General features: G+C 70.7%; 17 protein-coding genes. 4 read left to right on the top strand and 13 right to left on the bottom strand.

Annotated features, from left to right (window positions below; genetic code table 11):
- Nucleotides 1-178 precede the first annotated feature (178 nt).
- Nucleotides 179-1,072: a Bax inhibitor-1/YccA family protein gene (locus ABZ928_RS13570; protein ID WP_361517824.1), complete on the top strand. Its 894-nt coding sequence runs from the start codon at nt 179-181 to the stop codon at nt 1,070-1,072.
- An 89-nt stretch (nt 1,073-1,161) separates the two neighbouring features.
- Here ABZ928_RS13570 and ABZ928_RS13565 read toward each other — a convergent pair whose 3' ends face one another.
- Nucleotides 1,162-1,392, bottom strand: coding sequence for a DUF4287 domain-containing protein (locus ABZ928_RS13565; RefSeq protein ID WP_289920328.1), 231 nt, complete (start codon nt 1,390-1,392; stop codon nt 1,162-1,164).
- Between the two features lie 102 nt (nt 1,393-1,494).
- On the opposite strand from ABZ928_RS13565, the gene ABZ928_RS13560 reads away from it, so the two are divergent.
- Nucleotides 1,495-1,806 carry a hypothetical protein gene (locus ABZ928_RS13560; protein WP_361517822.1) on the top strand — a complete coding sequence of 104 codons (312 nt, stop codon included), beginning with the start codon at nt 1,495-1,497 and terminating at the stop codon, nt 1,804-1,806.
- Nucleotides 1,807-1,849: 43 nt separating this feature from the next.
- Here ABZ928_RS13560 and ABZ928_RS13555 read toward each other — a convergent pair whose 3' ends face one another.
- From ABZ928_RS13555 to ABZ928_RS13545, 3 genes are all read right to left on the bottom strand, one after another.
- Nucleotides 1,850-2,644, bottom strand: coding sequence for a hypothetical protein (locus ABZ928_RS13555; protein WP_361517821.1), 795 nt, complete (start codon nt 2,642-2,644; stop codon nt 1,850-1,852).
- 274 nt (nt 2,645-2,918) lie between these two features.
- Nucleotides 2,919-4,139, bottom strand: a complete 1,221-nt coding sequence (locus ABZ928_RS13550; RefSeq protein WP_361517820.1) for an acetyl-CoA C-acetyltransferase — start codon at nt 4,137-4,139, stop codon at nt 2,919-2,921.
- A 160-nt stretch (nt 4,140-4,299) separates the two neighbouring features.
- The gene (locus ABZ928_RS13545) at nt 4,300-5,331 is read right to left on the bottom strand and encodes an SGNH/GDSL hydrolase family protein (RefSeq protein WP_361517819.1); all 1,032 of its coding nucleotides are present in this window, start codon (nt 5,329-5,331) and stop codon (nt 4,300-4,302) included.
- A 149-nt stretch (nt 5,332-5,480) separates the two neighbouring features.
- On the opposite strand from ABZ928_RS13545, the gene ABZ928_RS13540 reads away from it, so the two are divergent.
- Entirely contained in the window at nt 5,481-6,866 is a 1,386-nt protein-coding gene (locus ABZ928_RS13540) for a cystathionine beta-synthase (RefSeq protein ID WP_361517817.1), read from the top strand.
- A 51-nt stretch (nt 6,867-6,917) separates the two neighbouring features.
- Here ABZ928_RS13540 and ABZ928_RS13535 read toward each other — a convergent pair whose 3' ends face one another.
- Nucleotides 6,918-8,456: a recombinase family protein gene (locus ABZ928_RS13535; RefSeq protein WP_361517815.1), complete on the bottom strand. Its 1,539-nt coding sequence runs from the start codon at nt 8,454-8,456 to the stop codon at nt 6,918-6,920.
- Between the two features lie 473 nt (nt 8,457-8,929).
- On the bottom strand, nt 8,930-9,760 hold the full coding sequence (locus ABZ928_RS13530) for a helix-turn-helix transcriptional regulator (protein ID WP_361517813.1): 831 nt from the start codon (nt 9,758-9,760) through the stop codon (nt 8,930-8,932).
- 152 nt (nt 9,761-9,912) lie between these two features.
- Between ABZ928_RS13530 and ABZ928_RS13525 the strand changes: the two genes are divergently transcribed.
- Entirely contained in the window at nt 9,913-10,674 is a 762-nt protein-coding gene (locus tag ABZ928_RS13525) for an SDR family oxidoreductase (protein WP_361517811.1), read from the top strand.
- A 19-nt stretch (nt 10,675-10,693) separates the two neighbouring features.
- Here ABZ928_RS13525 and ABZ928_RS13520 read toward each other — a convergent pair whose 3' ends face one another.
- The 7 genes from ABZ928_RS13520 to ABZ928_RS13490 form a co-directional block, all read right to left on the bottom strand.
- Nucleotides 10,694-11,125: a hypothetical protein gene (locus ABZ928_RS13520; RefSeq protein ID WP_361518906.1), complete on the bottom strand. Its 432-nt coding sequence runs from the start codon at nt 11,123-11,125 to the stop codon at nt 10,694-10,696.
- A gap of 19 nt (nt 11,126-11,144) precedes the next feature.
- Nucleotides 11,145-12,740 (bottom strand): SulP family inorganic anion transporter, encoded by a 1,596-nt coding sequence (locus tag ABZ928_RS13515; protein WP_361517809.1) that lies wholly within the window; start codon nt 12,738-12,740, stop codon nt 11,145-11,147.
- A gap of 109 nt (nt 12,741-12,849) precedes the next feature.
- Nucleotides 12,850-13,512, bottom strand: a complete 663-nt coding sequence (locus tag ABZ928_RS13510; RefSeq protein WP_361517807.1) for a carbonic anhydrase — start codon at nt 13,510-13,512, stop codon at nt 12,850-12,852.
- A 113-nt stretch (nt 13,513-13,625) separates the two neighbouring features.
- Nucleotides 13,626-14,558 (bottom strand): ABC transporter substrate-binding protein, encoded by a 933-nt coding sequence (locus tag ABZ928_RS13505; protein ID WP_361517805.1) that lies wholly within the window; start codon nt 14,556-14,558, stop codon nt 13,626-13,628.
- Nucleotides 14,559-14,587: 29 nt separating this feature from the next.
- Nucleotides 14,588-15,250, bottom strand: coding sequence for an ABC transporter permease (locus tag ABZ928_RS13500; protein ID WP_361517803.1), 663 nt, complete (start codon nt 15,248-15,250; stop codon nt 14,588-14,590).
- 2 nt (nt 15,251-15,252) lie between these two features.
- On the bottom strand, nt 15,253-15,894 hold the full coding sequence (locus ABZ928_RS13495; protein WP_361517801.1) for an ABC transporter permease: 642 nt from the start codon (nt 15,892-15,894) through the stop codon (nt 15,253-15,255).
- Entirely contained in the window at nt 15,891-16,943 is a 1,053-nt protein-coding gene (locus tag ABZ928_RS13490; protein WP_361517799.1) for an ATP-binding cassette domain-containing protein, read from the bottom strand. The genes ABZ928_RS13495 and ABZ928_RS13490 overlap by 4 nt, the downstream gene beginning before the upstream one ends.
- Between the last annotated feature and the right edge of the window lie 44 nt (nt 16,944-16,987).

Here is a 16,987-nt window from a genome sequence, read left to right as displayed (position 1 = left end):
GGCCGATGTACCAGGTTGGTCATGATTCCCCGCCCTCCGTGGCCGGGGAATCGGCCGGCCGCGTAGCGTGTTGGCGAACATGACAAGGGAAAGATCCTCCCCAAGCACTAGGGTCAATCCTTTGCCTACCTATTACTCTTGAGCCAAGGCCCACACACAGTGGCCATGGAGGAGTGAAATGAGGAGCAGCAACCCGGTCTTCTCGCGACGGGGGTTCAGCCGCGACAACGGCTACGCGGGCTTCAACGCCCAGCCGCAGGCCGGGGGCGCAGCCGTGGGCACGCAGGGCAACCCGTATGCCCAGCCGCAGGGCGGCAACCCGTACGCGCAGAACCCGTACGCGCAGCAGGACCTTCAGCACGGCGCGCCGCCGCAGGCCCCGGTCACCACCGGCCGCATGACGATCGACGACGTCGTCCTGCGCACCGGCACGACCCTGGGCGTCCTGATCGTCACCGCGGCGGTCGCCTGGGCGGCCCTGCCGGTCGACGACGCCAACATCAACCGGTCCTACGGCATCGGGATCGGCGCCGCCCTGATCGGCATGGTCCTGGCGCTCGTCCAGTCCTTCAAGCGCAAGGCCTCGCCGGCGCTGATCGTGACGTACGCCGCGTTCGAGGGTGTCTTCCTCGGCGTCGTGTCCAACATCGTCGACAACCGCATCGCCAGCGGCGCGGCCATGCAGGCCGTGATCGGCACGCTCGCCGTGTTCGCCGCGGTGCTCGTGGCGTACAAGGCGGGCTGGATCCGCGTCAACCGCCGCTTCTACGGCTTCGTGATGGCGGCCGCGCTCGGCTTCGTCCTGCTGATGATGGTGAACATGCTGTTCGCCGTCTTCGGCGGCGGTGACGGCCTCGGCTTCCGCAGCGGCGGCCTCGGCATCGTGTTCGGCATCGTCGGCGTCCTGCTCGGCGCCTGCTTCCTGGCTCTCGACTTCAAGCAGGTCGAGGACGGCATCGCCTACGGCGCCCCGAAGGAAGAGGCCTGGCTGGCGGCGTTCGGTCTGACGCTGACGCTGGTCTGGATCTACATGGAGTTCCTGCGACTCATCTCGATCCTCAACAACGACTAGCGCGCCCAGCGTGCGTGAAAGGGCCCCGGGTTCCGACCCGGGGCCCTTCGTCGTCCTGTCGTCGTCTCGGGGTGCTTCCCTGTGCGCGCCTAGAGGAATTTGCGCGCGGCCCTCCTCAGGTCGTACTCGTGGATGAGAGCTTTCGCGTGGCCGTACGCGAGGTTGTGTTCGTGGCGGAGCCAGCTGACCTTTTCCTCGAAGCGGAAGAGGGCCGGGCCTTCTTCGACGGTGCGGAGCCAGTCGGACACTTCACGACCGGTGCAGTGGGGGATGCGGGCGAGCAGATTGCGGTGGGTCTCCTCGGAGAAGACTTGGGACATCGGCGCCTCCGGACGCATGGGATGTAAGCCGGTCCTTCAGGTCACCGTGCCTGACCGTTTGCGTGTTGGCAACAGTCCCGGTGGGGCGCGTACGGTTGCCGCGTGGCCGATACAGCGCGTTTGACCCAAGCCGTGGATCACTTTGCCGATCGTCTCCGTGCGGCGCCGCAGAGCCGCCTGCAACGGGGTGCCGCCACCGAGGCACTGGGCCTGGCCAGGGAGTTGGCCCGGCGGGCGCAGATTCTCGAAGATCCCTTGAGCGAGGCTCGGGAGATGCCGGACGCCGGGATGTTCGCCGCCGCCGACCAAATCACCGTGGCCGTGCACGACTTGGCCCTCGTACTCACGGACGAGGGCCAGGTGGACGAAGCTGTGCGGTTGGTCGAGGAGGCCCAGAAGAGGGCCGGCGTCTGACGTACGGGGACGCACGTCCGAACTACAGGCTCGCGCGTCTGGACTACAGGGACGCTATGACCCGGTCCGCCAGGATGTAGACGTTCTCCTCGCCGCACGCGAACGTCAGGGTGTACGCCCCCGACACTCCCGAACCGCCGAGCAGTATCGGCGTCTCGCCGGCCGTGAGGGCCGCCGCGAGGCGCTCCGCCGTCTCCTTGTGGCCCGGCGTCATGCACAGGGTGGTGCCGTCGGCGAAGACATAGACGTCGAGGGTGCCCAGCGGGCCCGGACGGACGTCGGACAGCTCCACGCGCTCCGCGGCCAGTTCCTCCAGCGTCGCCACCGTGCGCTCATGGTCGTTCACCACGGGCGACTGGACCGGCACGAAGTCCGGGTGGGAGGGGTGACGGCGGCGGGCGGCGGCCAGTTCGGGGGAGTCCCCGGCGAACTCGTCGGCGTCGACCGGCGGCTCGGTGACCGGCTCCAGCGGCTCCAGGCCCACGAAATCGGCCTGACGGGGCAGGAACAGCTCACTGTCGGGCAGGCCGAGCAGCGTCGGTACGTCGGAGGCGTCACGCGCCTCCTGGGCGGCCCAGAACGCGCGCGCCTCGGCGAGCTCCCGCTCCCGCTCCTCGGCCAGCGCCTCGGCGACGGCGGCGCGTATCTCAGCGGCGTCGGCGGAGTGGCGGGCGGCCGGCACGAGACCCCGCGCGGCGGCTGCCGCGGTGCTCTCGGCGAGCTGGGTGTGCAGGGCCGCCACCTGCCGGCGCAGCTTCAAAAGGGTGCGCAGGACGGCGACGCCCACGGCGCCCGTGGCGGCCGTGGTGACCAGCAAGGCGATCGGCATGGCGCTCACTGACGTACTCCCGGTTCAAAGTCGACCCCCGACTTCCTACATCAGCTTGAAGGGCGGACTATCCCGCTGTCAGTGCGTAACGTCACGAAACGGGCAGGACTTTGGGCCCGAGGTTTAGTGTGAGAACGGTGCTGACCTGCGTAAATCCCTTCGCGGAGGGAGATAGGTCACATCCTGGGGGAGATTGGATCACAAAACGGCCCAGAACCCTGGTGGTTCAAGGGTTCTGGGCCCGAGGCTCACGCGGGGTGCCCGTACCGCTACGGGCAGTTGGTCAGCTGAGGCGCTCGATGACCATCGCCATGCCCTGGCCGCCGCCGACGCACATCGTCTCCAGACCGAACTGCTTGTCGTGGAACTGGAGGGAGTTGATGAGCGTGCCGGTGATACGGGCGCCGGTCATGCCGAAGGGGTGGCCCACGGCGATGGCGCCGCCGTTGACGTTCAGCTTGTCGATGTCGATGCCCAGGTCGCGGTAGGAGGGGATCACCTGCGCGGCGAACGCCTCGTTGATCTCGACCAGGTCGATGTCGTCGATGGTCAGACCGGCGCGGCGCAGCGCCTGCTGCGAGGCCTCCACCGGGCCGAGGCCCATGATCTCGGGGGACAGGCCCGAGACGCCGGTCGACACGATGCGGGCGAGCGGGGTCAGGCCGAGCTCGCGGGCCTTGGTGTCGGACATGATCACGACCGCGGCGGCGCCGTCGTTGAGCGGGCAGCAGTTGCCGGCGGTGACGAGTCCGTCGGGGCGGAAGACCGGCTTCAGACCGCCGACGGCCTCCAGGGTGACGCCGGCGCGCGGGCCGTCGTCCTTGGAGACGACCGTTCCGTCCGGGAGGGTCACCGGGGTGATCTCGCGCTCCCAGAACCCGTTCTTGATGGCTTCCTCGGCGAGGTTCTGCGAGCGGACGCCGAACTCGTCCATGTCCTGGCGGGTGACGCCCTTGAGGCGGGCCAGGTTCTCCGCGGTCTGGCCCATCGCGATGTAGGCGTCCGGCACCAGGCCGTCCTCGCGCGGGTCGTGCCAGGTGGTGCCCTCCTGCGTGGCGACCTCGGCGGTACGGGCCTCGGCCTCCGCGAAGAGCGGGTTGTGCGTGTCCGGCAGGCTGTCGGAGTTGCCCTTGGTGAAGCGGGAGACCATCTCGACACCGGCCGAGATGAAGACGTCGCCCTCGCCGGCCTTGATGGCGTGCAGGGCCATGCGGGAGGTCTGGAGCGAGGAGGAACAGTAACGGGTGACGGTGCAGCCGGGGAGGTGGTCCATCCCCATCTGCACGGCGACGATCCGGCCCAGGTTGTTGCCCTGCTCGCCGCCGGGCAGACCGCAGCCGAGGTGCAGGTCCTCGATGTCCCGCGGGTCCAGCTCGGGGATCTTCGCCAGGGCCGCCTGGATGATCGTGGCGGTGAGGTCGTCCGGGCGCAGATCCTTGAGCGAGCCCTTGAAGGCGCGGCCGATGGGGGAGCGGGCGGTCGAGACGATCACTGCTTCGGGCATGACGGCTCCATTGGCGTACGGGGTGCTTACGGGGTCTTGCTGGGTTCTTCGAGGCAGGGCTGGTTGGGAAGTTACCCGTACGTATGGGCGAGGTCACGGGTATGGGGGTGTGACCCTGACCGCAATTGTCTAAGCGCTTGCTTTCCTTACCTCGGGTGGATCACGGCTGCACCGGGGCCCGCTCCGGTTCCGTCGCCGATACACGGCGGCGCTTCCGCCTCTTCAGGAGGGCCCACGGCCCCTTCGGACCGGTCGGCATCGCCGCCGTCACCTCCGTACCCGGCTCCGCCACCGCCTCCACGGCCGCGCGCGCCACCGGCAGGAAACCCTCGCGGCGGGAGACGTCCGGACGCTCCTCCTCCGCCGGCCACAGGCCCAGGGCCGCGCAGACCGTCGGCAGGACCGCCATCGCCGCGGTCGCGTACCCCTCCGCCGAGGGGTGGTAGTTGTCCGGCCCGAACAGCTCGCGCGGATTCGCCGCGAACTCCGGACCCAGCAGGTCCCCCAGCGACACCGTACGGCCGCCCTGCTCCACCGTGCCGATGGTCTGGGCGGCCGCCAGCTGCCGCGAGGCCCGCCGGGCCAGCCACCGCAACGGCTGCTGGACCTGCTCGACCGTCCCGAGGTCCGGACAGGTACCGACCACCACCTCCGCACCCGCCGTCCGCAGCCGCCGCACCGCCGCCGCGAGATGACGCACCGACCGGGTCGCCGGCATCCGATGGGTGACGTCGTTCGCGCCGATCATGATCACGCAGACGTCGGGCAGCCGTCCGGGGTCCGCCAGCACCAGCGCCACCTGACGGTCCAGATCGTCGGAGCACGCCCCCGGCTGCGCCACATTGCGCAGATCCACCGGGCGCTCCGCCACCGCCGCGAGCCCCGACGCCAGCAGCGCCCCCGGAGTCTGCGCCGAGCGGCGCACGCCCTGGCCCGCCGCCGTGGAATCACCCAGCATGGTCAACCGCAGCGGAGGCTCACCGGGAGTGGAGTAGGAGAGGCCGTACAGGCCCTGCGCGTTGGGCACACGCGGCGAATGACCGTTGCCGTTGCCCACCTGCCGCCTGGCCAGCCGCACCTCCGCCAGCAGCAGCCCGACGGCCGCCGCGCCGACCAGCCCGATCCCGCCGCCCCCGTACGCGGCACCGGCCGCGATCCGCCGGGCCACCCTCGCCCTCGACATGCTCGTCATACGCCGCCGCCACCTCCGTGCTAGCCGTACATCCACTCCTTGCCCCGTAGCGACCGTCGTCCAATCCCAACGGGGAGTGAACGGCCGTTCCGGGCTTTAGGCTGGCTGAACCACTACGACCACATCTTTTGCAGCATCCGGAGACAACGGTGCAATTCCACGACTCGATGATCAGTCTCGTCGGCAACACCCCGCTGGTGAGGCTCAACAACGTCACCAAGGGCATCCAGGCGACCGTCCTGGCCAAGGTGGAGTACTTCAACCCGGGCGGCTCCGTGAAGGACCGCATCGCCCTGCGCATGATCGAGGCGGCGGAGGAGAGCGGCGCGCTCAAGCCCGGGGGCACGATCGTCGAGCCGACCAGCGGCAACACGGGCGTCGGGCTGGCCATCGTTGCTCAGCAGAAGGGGTACAAGTGCATCTTCGTGTGCCCCGACAAGGTGAGCACGGACAAGATCAACGTCCTGCGGGCGTACGGCGCCGAGGTCGTCGTCTGCCCGACGGCCGTGGACCCGGAGCACCCGGACTCGTACTACAACGTCTCCGACCGCCTCGTCCGTGAGACGCCGGGCGCCTGGAAGCCCGACCAGTACTCCAACCCCAACAACCCCCTCTCCCACTACCACTCCACCGGCCCCGAGCTGTGGGAGCAGACCGAGGGGAAGATCACCCACTTCGTCGCGGGCGTCGGCACCGGCGGCACCATCTCCGGCACCGGCCGCTACCTCAAGGACGCCAGCGACGGCAAGGTCAAGGTCATCGGCGCCGACCCCGAGGGCTCCGTGTACTCCGGCGGCTCCGGCCGCCCCTACCTCGTCGAGGGCGTCGGCGAGGACTTCTGGCCCACCGCCTACGACCGCACCGTCGCCGACGAGATCGTCCCCGTCTCCGACAAGGACTCCTTCCAGATGACCCGCCGCCTGGCGAAGGAGGAGGGCCTCCTGGTGGGCGGCTCGTGCGGCATGGCCGTGGTGGCCGCGCTGCGGGTGGCGGAGCGGCTCGGCCCGGATGACGTGGTCGTCGTACTGCTTCCGGACAGCGGGCGCGGGTACCTTTCGAAGATCTTCAACGACGAGTGGCTGGCTTCCTACGGCTTCCTGGAGGAGTCGGAGCCGACCGCGAGCGTCGCGGACGTCCTGCGGTACAAGGCGGGCGCCATCCCCAGCCTGGTGCACATGCACCCGGAGGAGACGGTCGGCCAGGCCATCGAGGTGCTGCACGAGTACGGCGTCTCCCAGATGCCAGTGGTGAAGCCCGGCGCCGGGCACCCCGACGTCATGGCGGCGGAGGTGATCGGCTCCATTGTCGAACGGGATCTCCTGGACGCCCTGTTCACCCAGCGCGCCACCCTCGCCGACCCGCTGGAGAAGCACATGTCGTCGCCGCTGCCGCAGGTGGGTTCCGGTGAGCCGATCGAGGACCTCATGGCGGTCCTGGGCCGCGCGGACGCCGCGATCGTGCTGGTCGAGGGCAAGCCGACCGGAGTGGTGACGCGCCAGGACCTTCTGGCGTACATGGCGCGCGCGGCTCAGTGAGCCGGACAGGGGTGCCGTACGTGAGGACGGCACCCCTGTCGGTCCCGTGGTTCAGGTCAGGGGAGTGATCCGCAGGAGCGCGGGATCGAACGGCGCCCGGCGCGACCGGCCGGGCGGCAGCGGCAGGACGGTCACGGACCGCAGGACGGTGCTGATCGCCACGCGTCGCTGTTCCAGGCTCATCGTGGGCCAGTTCGACGGATCCCAGCGCGTCAGAGCCTCCTGTCGGCTGCGGTGGTGCTTCTCCCGGGCTGCTTCCAGTCCTGAGATGCGGGCCTCCAGGTGGGGCATCCGGTCCGGATCGAGAGAGTCACGCCTGCTGACCAGGGATCGCAGCAGTGGAGCGCCGGCCCATTCCGGCTGCTCCGAGCCCGTGGCGGCGCGGCGCTCTCCGAGCAGGGAGAGCACGACTTCCTGAAGGTGACGATCGACGTCACGGACACTGCGTGCCGTGCCCTCGCAGTCCAGGGCGGTGCACACATACACGGCGTTGTCCGGATGGCTCGCGGTCGGCCGGGCACAGCCGCCCATCCTGGAGCCGCACGGTGTGCCGTCCGGAGGCGGACTGCCGTTCGTCAGACGGGTGCCGCGCTTCGCACCGCGCTGCCGGGACAGTCGCACCAGCGCCTCCCACTCCTCGACGGTGGCGGGGGTGTCCCACCGGCCGACGACCGGGGCGCCGGTGGCGGGGTCCCGGACGAGTTGGCCGTGGATGGCCCGGTAACCGCACATCACAGGGTTGACCAGGGCTTGGCGTACCGTCGTTCCGCTCCACCGGTTTCCCGATGCGGTCGGGATGCCCCGGGTGTTGAGCTGCCGGGCGATGGCGTTCCAACTCGCGCCGCGCAGCGCGGAGTCGATCATCTCTCGGAGCACAGGCCATTCCTCGGGATCCCTGCGCATATTGATCCTCAGACCCGACCGGGGGTCGGGCGGCAGCCAGCCGAAGCGTCTGCGTCCCCCCGGCGTTCCGCCGTCGAGGGCCCGTCGCCGGACATGGCGCTCGATGCGCTCCTTCGTCCGCCACACTTCACCGTCGCTGGTGACGGCTGCCTCGGAGTGGTGCTTCGATCCGAGATCGAAAAAGGTCCTCCGCTCGATGAACCAGCCCTCGTCGGTGACGGTGACGGCCTGATGGACCCTGGTGAAGTCCGAGGCCAGCCGCCATACGCGTTCATGTTCCGTGGCGATGAGTGCCTGGACGGGAAACCCCTCGGGCGTCCTCCGGCAATGCAGCGCTTCGGTCATCTCCGTGAACGCCGGCCGTACGAGGCTCGGCCCCATGGCGGTCAGGCCGTTGTCCTCGTAGAACCTGACGATGGCCACGCCGAACGCGTCCGCCGTCTCGACGTTCTCCTCGTGCTGGTGGCGAACGCCTGTCCCGGCCTCGCGGCCCTTGGCCAGAACGGCGGACCGTGTGCTCTGGTCGGCACTGATCCGGGCGTAGTCGACTCCGGGTGTCCGCCCGCCGAGCCACTCCTCGAAGGTGCGCCCGGCTTCCAGCGCCAAGACGAGCGAGGGGTTGACGAAGCTCCTGGACCAGCCGGGCATGGATGCGCCTATTCGAGAGTGGATGACATGTTCGGTCATCTCGAAATATGCGGGCGGGCAACGGGCTTCGTGAGTGGATGTCCGACAGGTTCCCTGAATCGAGTGAAGGGAGAGGTGTCGGTTGACGTCCTGGCCCGCGGATCCGTCGGCCTTCCTCGCCAAGGGCGGGAAGTGACGGTGAACCTCCGGTGAATCCGGGGTGTGGCAGGCGGACTTGCGTTTGCCTACCGAAGTGGTGGACTTCGCGGAAGTGGTACGAGCGTGTCACGTCCACGCAGCACACGCTTAACACGGGTCCGGCACATTAGTGGGTGTCGGCAGGGCGGGAGCGGCTCCCCGCCCCAGCCGGCGCCGAACGTCCAAGGACCTCCGGAGCGGCTCCCGGACCTCCATGGACGCTGGACGTGAGACCCGGCCCTGACCCGGTCAACGTCCCTCGCGGGGACCGCCGTCGTCCCGCCCCCCGGCAACGGGGGTGCGGCGGTCCCCGCGCATATTCTTTTCAGGGCTGCTCAGCCCACGTGACTGGAAGCCCAGCTTCCCAGCAGCGCCAGCCTCTCCGCCGTCTCCGAGCCCGGTTCCGGGGTGTAGACGACGAGGGTCTGGTCCGGGGTCTCCGGGAGGGTCAGGGACTCGTACGGGAGGGTGAGCAGGCCCGCTACGGGGTGCCGGACGCGTTTCACGCCGTACATGCAGGCCCTGACCTGGTGGTCGGCCCACAGGCGGCGGAAGTCCTCGCTCTTGAGGGAGAGTTCGCCGACGAGGTCGCGCAGGACGGGGTCGTCGGGGCGGGCGCCGGCGCTGAGGCGGAGGTGGGCGACGGTCTGGGCGGCGACGGCGGCGAAGTCGGGGTAGAGGTCGCGGGCGCCGGGCTCCAGGAAGAGCTGGCGGACGATGTTGCGGCGGGCGGGAGGCAGCCGGGTGAAGCCGAGAAGGGCGTCGCCCAGGGCGTTCCAGGCCAGGACCTCCATGCCGGGGCCGAGGACGAAGGCCGGGGTGCGCTCCATGCTGTCGAGGAGGAGCTGGACGCCGGGGCGGACCCGGGGGGTCCTGCGGCGGGGCTCCTTGTGTTTGCGGGGTCTGGCCACCGTGCGGAGGTAGGCGTGTTCCGTCTCGTCCAGGCGCAGTACGCGGGCTATCGCGTCCAGGACCGCGTCCGACACGCTCGGGCCTCTGCCCTGTTCCAGGCGGATGTAGTAGTCGACGCTCACGCCCGCCAGCTGCGCCACCTCTTCCCGGCGCAGACCCGGTACGCGGCGCCGGCCGTGCGAGGCCAGTCCCACCTCGTCCGGCTGGATGCGGGCGCGGCGTGAGCGCAGAAAGTCTCCGAGATCCCCGTCCATGGGTTCGATCGTAGGGGAGGGCCGGTTTTCCAACCTGGTACTGGCAGACCCAGGAAAAGCGCATCCCTGGGTACGGGCGGAGCCGCGGCGCAGGGTTGTCGGTGTCGCCGGGCATCCCGTCCGGTGGACTTCCTACACCTGGGAGCACCGCAATGTCGTACGAGAATCTGGCCGGCCGTACCGCTGTCGTCACCGGTGCCGCCAGTGGGATCGGCGAGGCCGTCGCCGTACTGCTGGCCGCGCAGGGGGCGAAGGTGGCTCTGCTCGCCCGGCGCGGGGAGCGGCTGGAGGCGCTCGCCGGGAAGATCCGGGCGGACGGCGGGCAGGCGCTGGCCGTCGTCGCGGACATCACCGACGACGCGTCCGTGGACGCGGCCGTCGCGCGCGTTCATGACGTCTTCGGGGCGGTCGACCTGGTCGTCAACAACGCCGGTGTCATGCTGCCCAACCCCGTCGACGACGGCCGTATCGACGAGTGGCAGCGCATGATCGACACCAATCTCACCGGCGCGCTGCGGGTGATCCGCGCGTTCACCGGCGATCTGGTGGGGGCGGCTCGGGAGGGGCGTACCGCGGACCTGGTGAACATCTCGTCCGTCGGCGCGCACATCCCGTTCCCGACCTACGCCGTGTACGGGGCGACCAAGGCGGCGCTCACCTATCTCTCCCAGTCGCTGCGCACCGAGTTCGGGCCGCGGGACGTGCGGGTCACCAACATCGAGCCGGGGCTGACGGAGACCGAGCTGGCCGATCACATCGACAACGACGGTCTGCGGGACCAGGTCGGTGGGATGGTCGAGTCGCTGGGGTGGCTGGCCGCCGCGGAGCTCGCCGATGTCGTCGCCTACGTCACCAGCCGTCCCCGGCACGTCAACCTGCGGCAGATCGTGGTGCTGCCGACCCGGCAGGCGTGAGGTCCCGGCCGGTGTGAGGTCAGTCCTCCCAGCGGTCCTCGTCCTTGCCGTGCCGGTGGCGCCTGCCCCGGAACAGTTCCGGGTTGGTGCGCACCGCCTGGAAGGCGTTCACGCCCACGATCCCCGCCCAGGCGACCAGCAGGCCCGGGAGGTGGGCCACGCCGCCGCCGATCGCGGAGAGCGGGATCGCCAGGACCAGCGAGACGATGCCGAAGCCGAACCGCTCGCCCCAGGAGTCCGTGGGGCGCGGTGAGCGCGAGCCCCGGGCCACCACCATCTGCTGCTCGGCGAGCTGCCGGCGCACCCGGCGCTCCACCGCGCCGTCGATGCGCTGGTCGACCTTCTCCAGGAAGGAGTCGACCAGCGCGGACTCGTACTCCTCGCCCAGTTCCCTGCGGGCCTGCAGGGTGGCGTTGAGTTCCTTCTTGAGGTCGGCGTCCCGCGCTTCCATTCCGGTCATGTACTCCAAGTTAGGGAGCGGCGGCGCCCGCCGCACTGGGGATAGCCCCCGTGTTCGAGGTCGGGATCTCCGGGAGCACCCCTAGGGATTCCAGGACCCTGCGATGGTCGTGCCCCACGCCGGTGACGCGGACCTCGATGCCGCGTCGCCGCAGGTCGCCGATGGCGTCCTTGAGGGCGAGCGCGCCGGTCGCGTCGACCGCCGTCAGGCCCGAGAGGCGCAGGTCGACCGCGCCCGCGCCCTGGACGTCGGCGAGGGTGCGGCGGAAGCGGTGGGCGGCGGCGAAGAGGAGGGGGCCGTCGAAGCGGTAGGTCACCGTGCCGGCGGCGCCGGGGAGTTCGTCGGCCGCGGCGGGGGTGAGGCGGGTGCCGCGCACCGCGGAGCGGAGGGCGAGCAGGACCGAGACGGCGAGGCCGATCAGGACCGCCCGGACCAGGTCGAGGGCGAGGGTGGCGGCCGCGGTGAGGGCCAGGACCAGGGCGTCCCCGCGGGTCGCCCGGGCCATGGCCCGTACCGCGTCCGTCTCCACCATCCGCACGGCCGTCGCGAGCAGGACGCCGGCCAGGGCCGCCAGCGGGACACGGCCCACCAGCGGGGCCGCGACCGCGACGATCCCGGCGAGGATCACCGCGTGCGCGAGGGCGGCGAGGCGGGAGGCGGCGCCGGTGCGGACGTTGACGGCGGTGCGGGCGATCGCGCCGGTCGCGGGTACGCCGCCGAAGAGCGGGGCCGCGAGGTTGGCGATGCCCTGGCCGAACAGTTCCTTGCCGGGGTCGTGGCGCTCACCGGGGCGCATGCCGTCGGCGACGGAGGCGGAGAGGAGGGACTCCAGGGCGGCCAGCGCGGCGACCGCGGCGGCCGGGGCGAGGAGGGCCGGGACGCGGCCGATGTCCAGGAAGCCGAGGGAGGGGGCCGGGAGGGCGGCCGGGAGGGCGCCGATACGGGTCACCTGGAGGTGCAGCGCCTCGGCGGCCGCCGTCGTCACCGCGACCGCGGCCAGCGAGAAGGGCACGGCCGGCTTCCAGCGGGCGCCCGCGAGGACGAGCGCGGCGGAGGCGAGGGCGAGGAGCAGGGCGGGCCAGTGCGGGGTCCGCTCGAACTCCTCCGCCGCCCGCGCCGCCACGACCGCCACCTGCTCGCCGTGCGGCAAGGGGACGCCGAGGGCGTTCGGCACCTGCTGGAGGGCGATCACACAGGCGATGCCGATGGTGAAACCGGCGATCACGGGCGCGGGGACGTACGCCATCGCCGCCCCGGCGCGGGCGAGGGCGAGGCCGATGAGCATCAGCCCGGCGAGCAGGCCGACGGTGAGGACGCCGTCGGTGCCGTAGCGGTGGACGATCGGCACGAGGACGACCGTCATGGCGCCGGTGGGGCCGCTGACCTGGCGGGCGCTGCCGCCGAACAGCGCGGCGAGCGCCCCGGCGACCACCGCGGTGGCCAGACCCGCGGCGGCGCCGAGTCCGGACGTCACCCCGAAACCGAGGGCGAGGGGGAGGGCGACGACGGCGACGGTCAGGCCGCACAGGAGGTCGCGGCGCGGGGCGCGGGTCATGGAACGGAGGTCGGTGAGGGAAGGGAGAACAGAGGGGACGGAGCGGTTCATGGCTCTCTTCGTGAGCTCGGTGGGGGGCTTGGAGAGGGTCTCCGGGCAGGCGGGAGCGGCTCGTGGCTCTCTTGCGGGCCTCGGTGAAGGGCTTGCGGCAGGGCGGGGCTCAGGGCAGGAGGGAGACGAGCCCCGTGTCGAGGTCGAAGCGGGCGGCCGCCACATGGGCCTTGCGGAACGCCGGGTCCGAGCGGATCGCGTTGCGTACCCAGGTCGTGTGGGCGGTCATCGTGTGCTCGGCCCAGTCGCCGGGCAGGGCGCGGGTGCGGCGGGCGGACGGCGTGATCTCGTCGACCAGCAGGCTCAGATGGCCGGGGACGGGCGCGCCGGTGCGCAGATGCTCCAGGGTCGCCGCGACGGCTCCGCAGCGCTCGTGGCCGAGCACCAGCACCAGCGGGATGTGCAGTTCCTCGACGCCGTACTGGACGGACGCGAGCACCGCCTCGTCCAGGACCTGGCCCGCCGTCCTTATGCAGAGCAGGTCCCCGAGCCCCTGGTCGAAGACCAGCTCGGGCGGGACCCGGGAGTCGATGCAGCCGACGATCACCGCGAAGGGGTGCTGTGCGGCCGCCAGGAGGTGGCGGCGGCGCACGGTGTCGTGGGGGTGGCGGGGGCGGCCGGTGGCGTACCGCCGGTTTCCGGCGAGGAGTTCGGCGAGCGCCGTGCGGGGGCCGTGCGGGTGGTCGGTCGTGGCGGGGGCCGCCGCTGCGGGGGCGGCGGCCAGTGCGCCGACGGCGGTGACCGTCAGAAAGGCCCGGCGGTTGGAGGCCATGACGTGTCCTCAGAGTCGTACGGGTAGCGCTCGATCACCGTACGCATGCACATGGTCACCGTATGTACCCGTTTAACGACTCTTGGCTGATTCATCGTCAGATCATCGACGGCTCACTTCGTCAGCCCGTGCTGCTTCGCATACGCGTTCGCCACGTCCTCCGGGTCCTTCTTGTCCTTGTCGACCTGGCGGTTGAGCTCGGTGAGCTGCTCGGTGGTCAGGACGTTGCCGAGGCGGGCGAGGGCCTTGCGGACCTTGTCGTCGGCCTTGCGGTCCGCGATGAGGGGGACGATGTGCTGGCTGGGGATCAGGTTCTTCGGGTCGCTCAGGACGACCCAGTCGTTGGCCTCGATGTCGGTGTCGGTGGTGAAGAGGTTCGCCACGTCCACGTCGCCCTTCTTCAGGGCGCCCTTGACCAGGGGGCCGTCGGAGTCGAGCGACTTGAACTCCTTGAACTCGACGCCGTACACCTCCTTCAGGCCGACCGCGCCGACCTTGCGCTTCTTGACCTCGGGCGCGGCGCCGATGACCAGCTTGCCGTTCTGCTTGGCGAGGTCGGCGAGGGTGGTGAGGCCGTACTTCTCGGCGGTCTCGCGGGTGACGGCGAAGCAGTCGGAGTCGGCGGCCTGGCCGTACGGCAGCACCTGGAGGCCGCTGGGCATGGCCAGGGTGAGGGCGTTCTGCATGGTGCCGGGCTCGGCGGAGGCGTCCTTGGGGGCCAGGTAGTTGAGGAGGGCGCCCTGGTACTCGGGCAGGAGGTCGATGTCGCCCGCCTTGAGCGCGGGGATGACGATCTCGCGGGTGCCGAGGTTGGGGCGGACCTTCACCTTCACGCCGGCCTGCTCCAGGACGGCCGCGTACAGGTACCCGAGCACCTGGTTCTCGGTGAAGTTGGCGGTGCCGATGGTGACTCCGCCCTTGCTGGAGCCGCCACCGCCGCTGGTCGTGCCCTCGTTGTCGAGGGAGGTGATGCCGCTCGCGCAGGCGGAGAGGGCGGGGACGGAGGCCGCTGCGAAGAGGCCGCCGAGGAGAGTGCGTCGGTTCATCGAAAGGGTCCCTAGCAGGTGTCGGTGGCTCAGGCGGTGCGGTGGCGGAAGAGGAAGCGCTGGAGGCCGGACAGCAGGAGATCGAGGGCTACGGCGATCACGGCGACCAGCACCGCGCCGCCGAGCACCTGGACGAGGTCGCGCTGGGCCAGACCGTCGAAGACGTAGCGGCCGAGGCCGCCGAAGGAGACGTACGCGGCGATGGTCGCGGTGGCGACGACCTGGATGAGCGCGAGCCGCAGGCCGGTCATGATCAGGGGGAGTGCGAGGGGCAACTCGACCTGGAACAGGACCTGGTGGCCGCGCATGCCCTGGCCGCGGGCGGCGTCCTTCACATCGGGGTCGACCGCCGTCATGCCGGCGTACGTGTTGGTGACGATCGCCGGGACCGCGAGGGCGACCAGGGCGACGTACACCGGCAGCATCGACAGTCCGCCGGCCAGGAAGACGAGGACGACCAGGCCGACGGTCGGCAGCGCGCGCCCGAAGGACGCGAGGTTGATCGCGACGAACGCGCCCTTGCCGGTGTGGCCGATGAGCAGGCCGAGCGGGAGGCCGATCGCGGCCGCGATGAGGGTCGCGAGGAGCGAGTACTGGAGGTGCTCGGCGAGGCGGTGGGCGATGCCGTCGGAGCCGGACCAACTGGAGCCGCTGGTCAGCCAGGTGCCGAGGTTCTTGATGAGCTCGTACATGTCTAGGCCCGCCTCCTCTTCCACGGGGTGAGGACGTACTGGAGGGCGACCAGGGCCGCGTCCGCGACCACCGCGAGGAGGATCGTGAGGACCACGCCCGCGATCACCGGGGTCGGGAAGTTGCGCTGGAAGCCGTCGGTGAAGAGCTGGCCGAGGCCGCCGTCGCCGATGTAAGTGGCCACCGAGACGAGGGAGATGGACATGACCGTCGCGATCCGGACGCCCGCCATGATCACGGGGAGCGCGAGCGGGAACTCGACGGTGAGGAGCGTGCGCAGCGGGCGCGTGCCCATCGCCTTCGCCGCCTCCTTCGTCTTCGCGGGGACCGAGTCGAGGCCCTCGACGGTGTTCCGCAGCAGCACGACCAGCGTGTAGACGGTCAGGCCGATCACGGTCGTGGTGCGGGTCAGACCGCTGACCGGCAGCAGGAGCACGAAGATCGCGATCGACGGGATCGTGAACAGGACGTTCGAGACGCCGAGGAGGAAGCCGCGCAGGGGGCGGATCCGGTGCGCGATCACCGCGAGCGGCAGCGAGATCAGTACGCCGAAGAAGACGGCGGAGAGGGCCGCTTGGAGGTGGGAGACGGTGAGCGTGGTGAGCTCGTCGGTGTGGTCGCCGATCCACGACCAGTCGATGGTCATGCGGCCACCCCGGACTCCGTCTGCGTGCGGGCCTCGCTGTGCGCCTGGCCCGCGTGCGCGTGGATCTCGTCGCGGGAGGTGACGCCGGTGAGTACGCCGTCGGCGTCGACGCGGGCTGTCAGACCGGTCGGGGAGGCGACGGACTCGTTGAGCGCCGACAGCAGGGAATCGTTGTCGGTCAGCGGCCGTACGGGGATCTCGGCGCCCTCCGAGGCCCAGTGCAGGGGCTTGCGCGCGGCGTCGAGGACGAGGGTCCAGGTGCCGCCCTCGGGTGCCGGGCCCTGCGGGACCCCGGCCAGGGTCTTCAGCGAGAGCAGCTTCAGACCGCGCTCGGCGCCGAGGAAGTCGGCCACGAAGTCGTCGGCGGGGCGGGCGAGGAGCTCGGCGGGGCCGGCGCACTGGACGAGGTGGCCGCCGGTGCGGAAGACGGCGATGCGGTCGCCGAGGCGGACGGCTTCGTCGATGTCGTGGGTGACGAAGACGATCGTCTTGCCCAACTCCTTCTGGAGGCGCAGGAGTTCGTCCTGGAGCTGGGTGCGCACGACCGGGTCGACCGCGCCGAAGGGCTCGTCCATGAGGAGCACCGGCGGGTCGGCGGCGAGCGCGCGGGCGACCCCGACGCGCTGCTGCTGGCCGCCGGAGAGCTGGTGGGGGTAGCGCTTGCCGGCGTCCGGGGCGAGACCCACGGTCTCCAGGAGCTCGGCGGCGCGGGCGCGGGCCTTCTTGCGGCCGTGGCCCAGGAGCAGCGGCACGGTGGCTATGTTGTCGAGCACCGTGCGGTGCGGGAACAGGCCGGCCTGCTGGATGACGTACCCGATGGAGCGGCGCAGTTCGGCCGCGTCCTGCCGGGTGATGTCCTTGCCGCCGACCTTGATGGTGCCGGAGGTCGGGTCGACCATCCGGTTGATCATCCTGAGGGTGGTCGTCTTGCCGCAACCGGAGGATCCGACGAGGACGGTCACGCCGCCTTCCGGCATGTCGAGGGTGAGGTCGTGGACTGCTGTCGTGCCGTTGGGGAAGCGCTTGTGCACCGCGTCGAACTGGATCATGAGTTGTCCCTTGCCCGGCTGTATAACGTCATGCAGAGTTCTCT

The organism is Streptomyces sp. NPDC046909 (assembly GCF_040644695.1).
GTDB lineage: Bacteria > Actinomycetota > Actinomycetes > Streptomycetales > Streptomycetaceae > Streptomyces.
The sequence above is the reverse complement of the archived record's forward strand: the minus strand, read 5'-3'. Positions and strand labels throughout refer to the sequence as shown.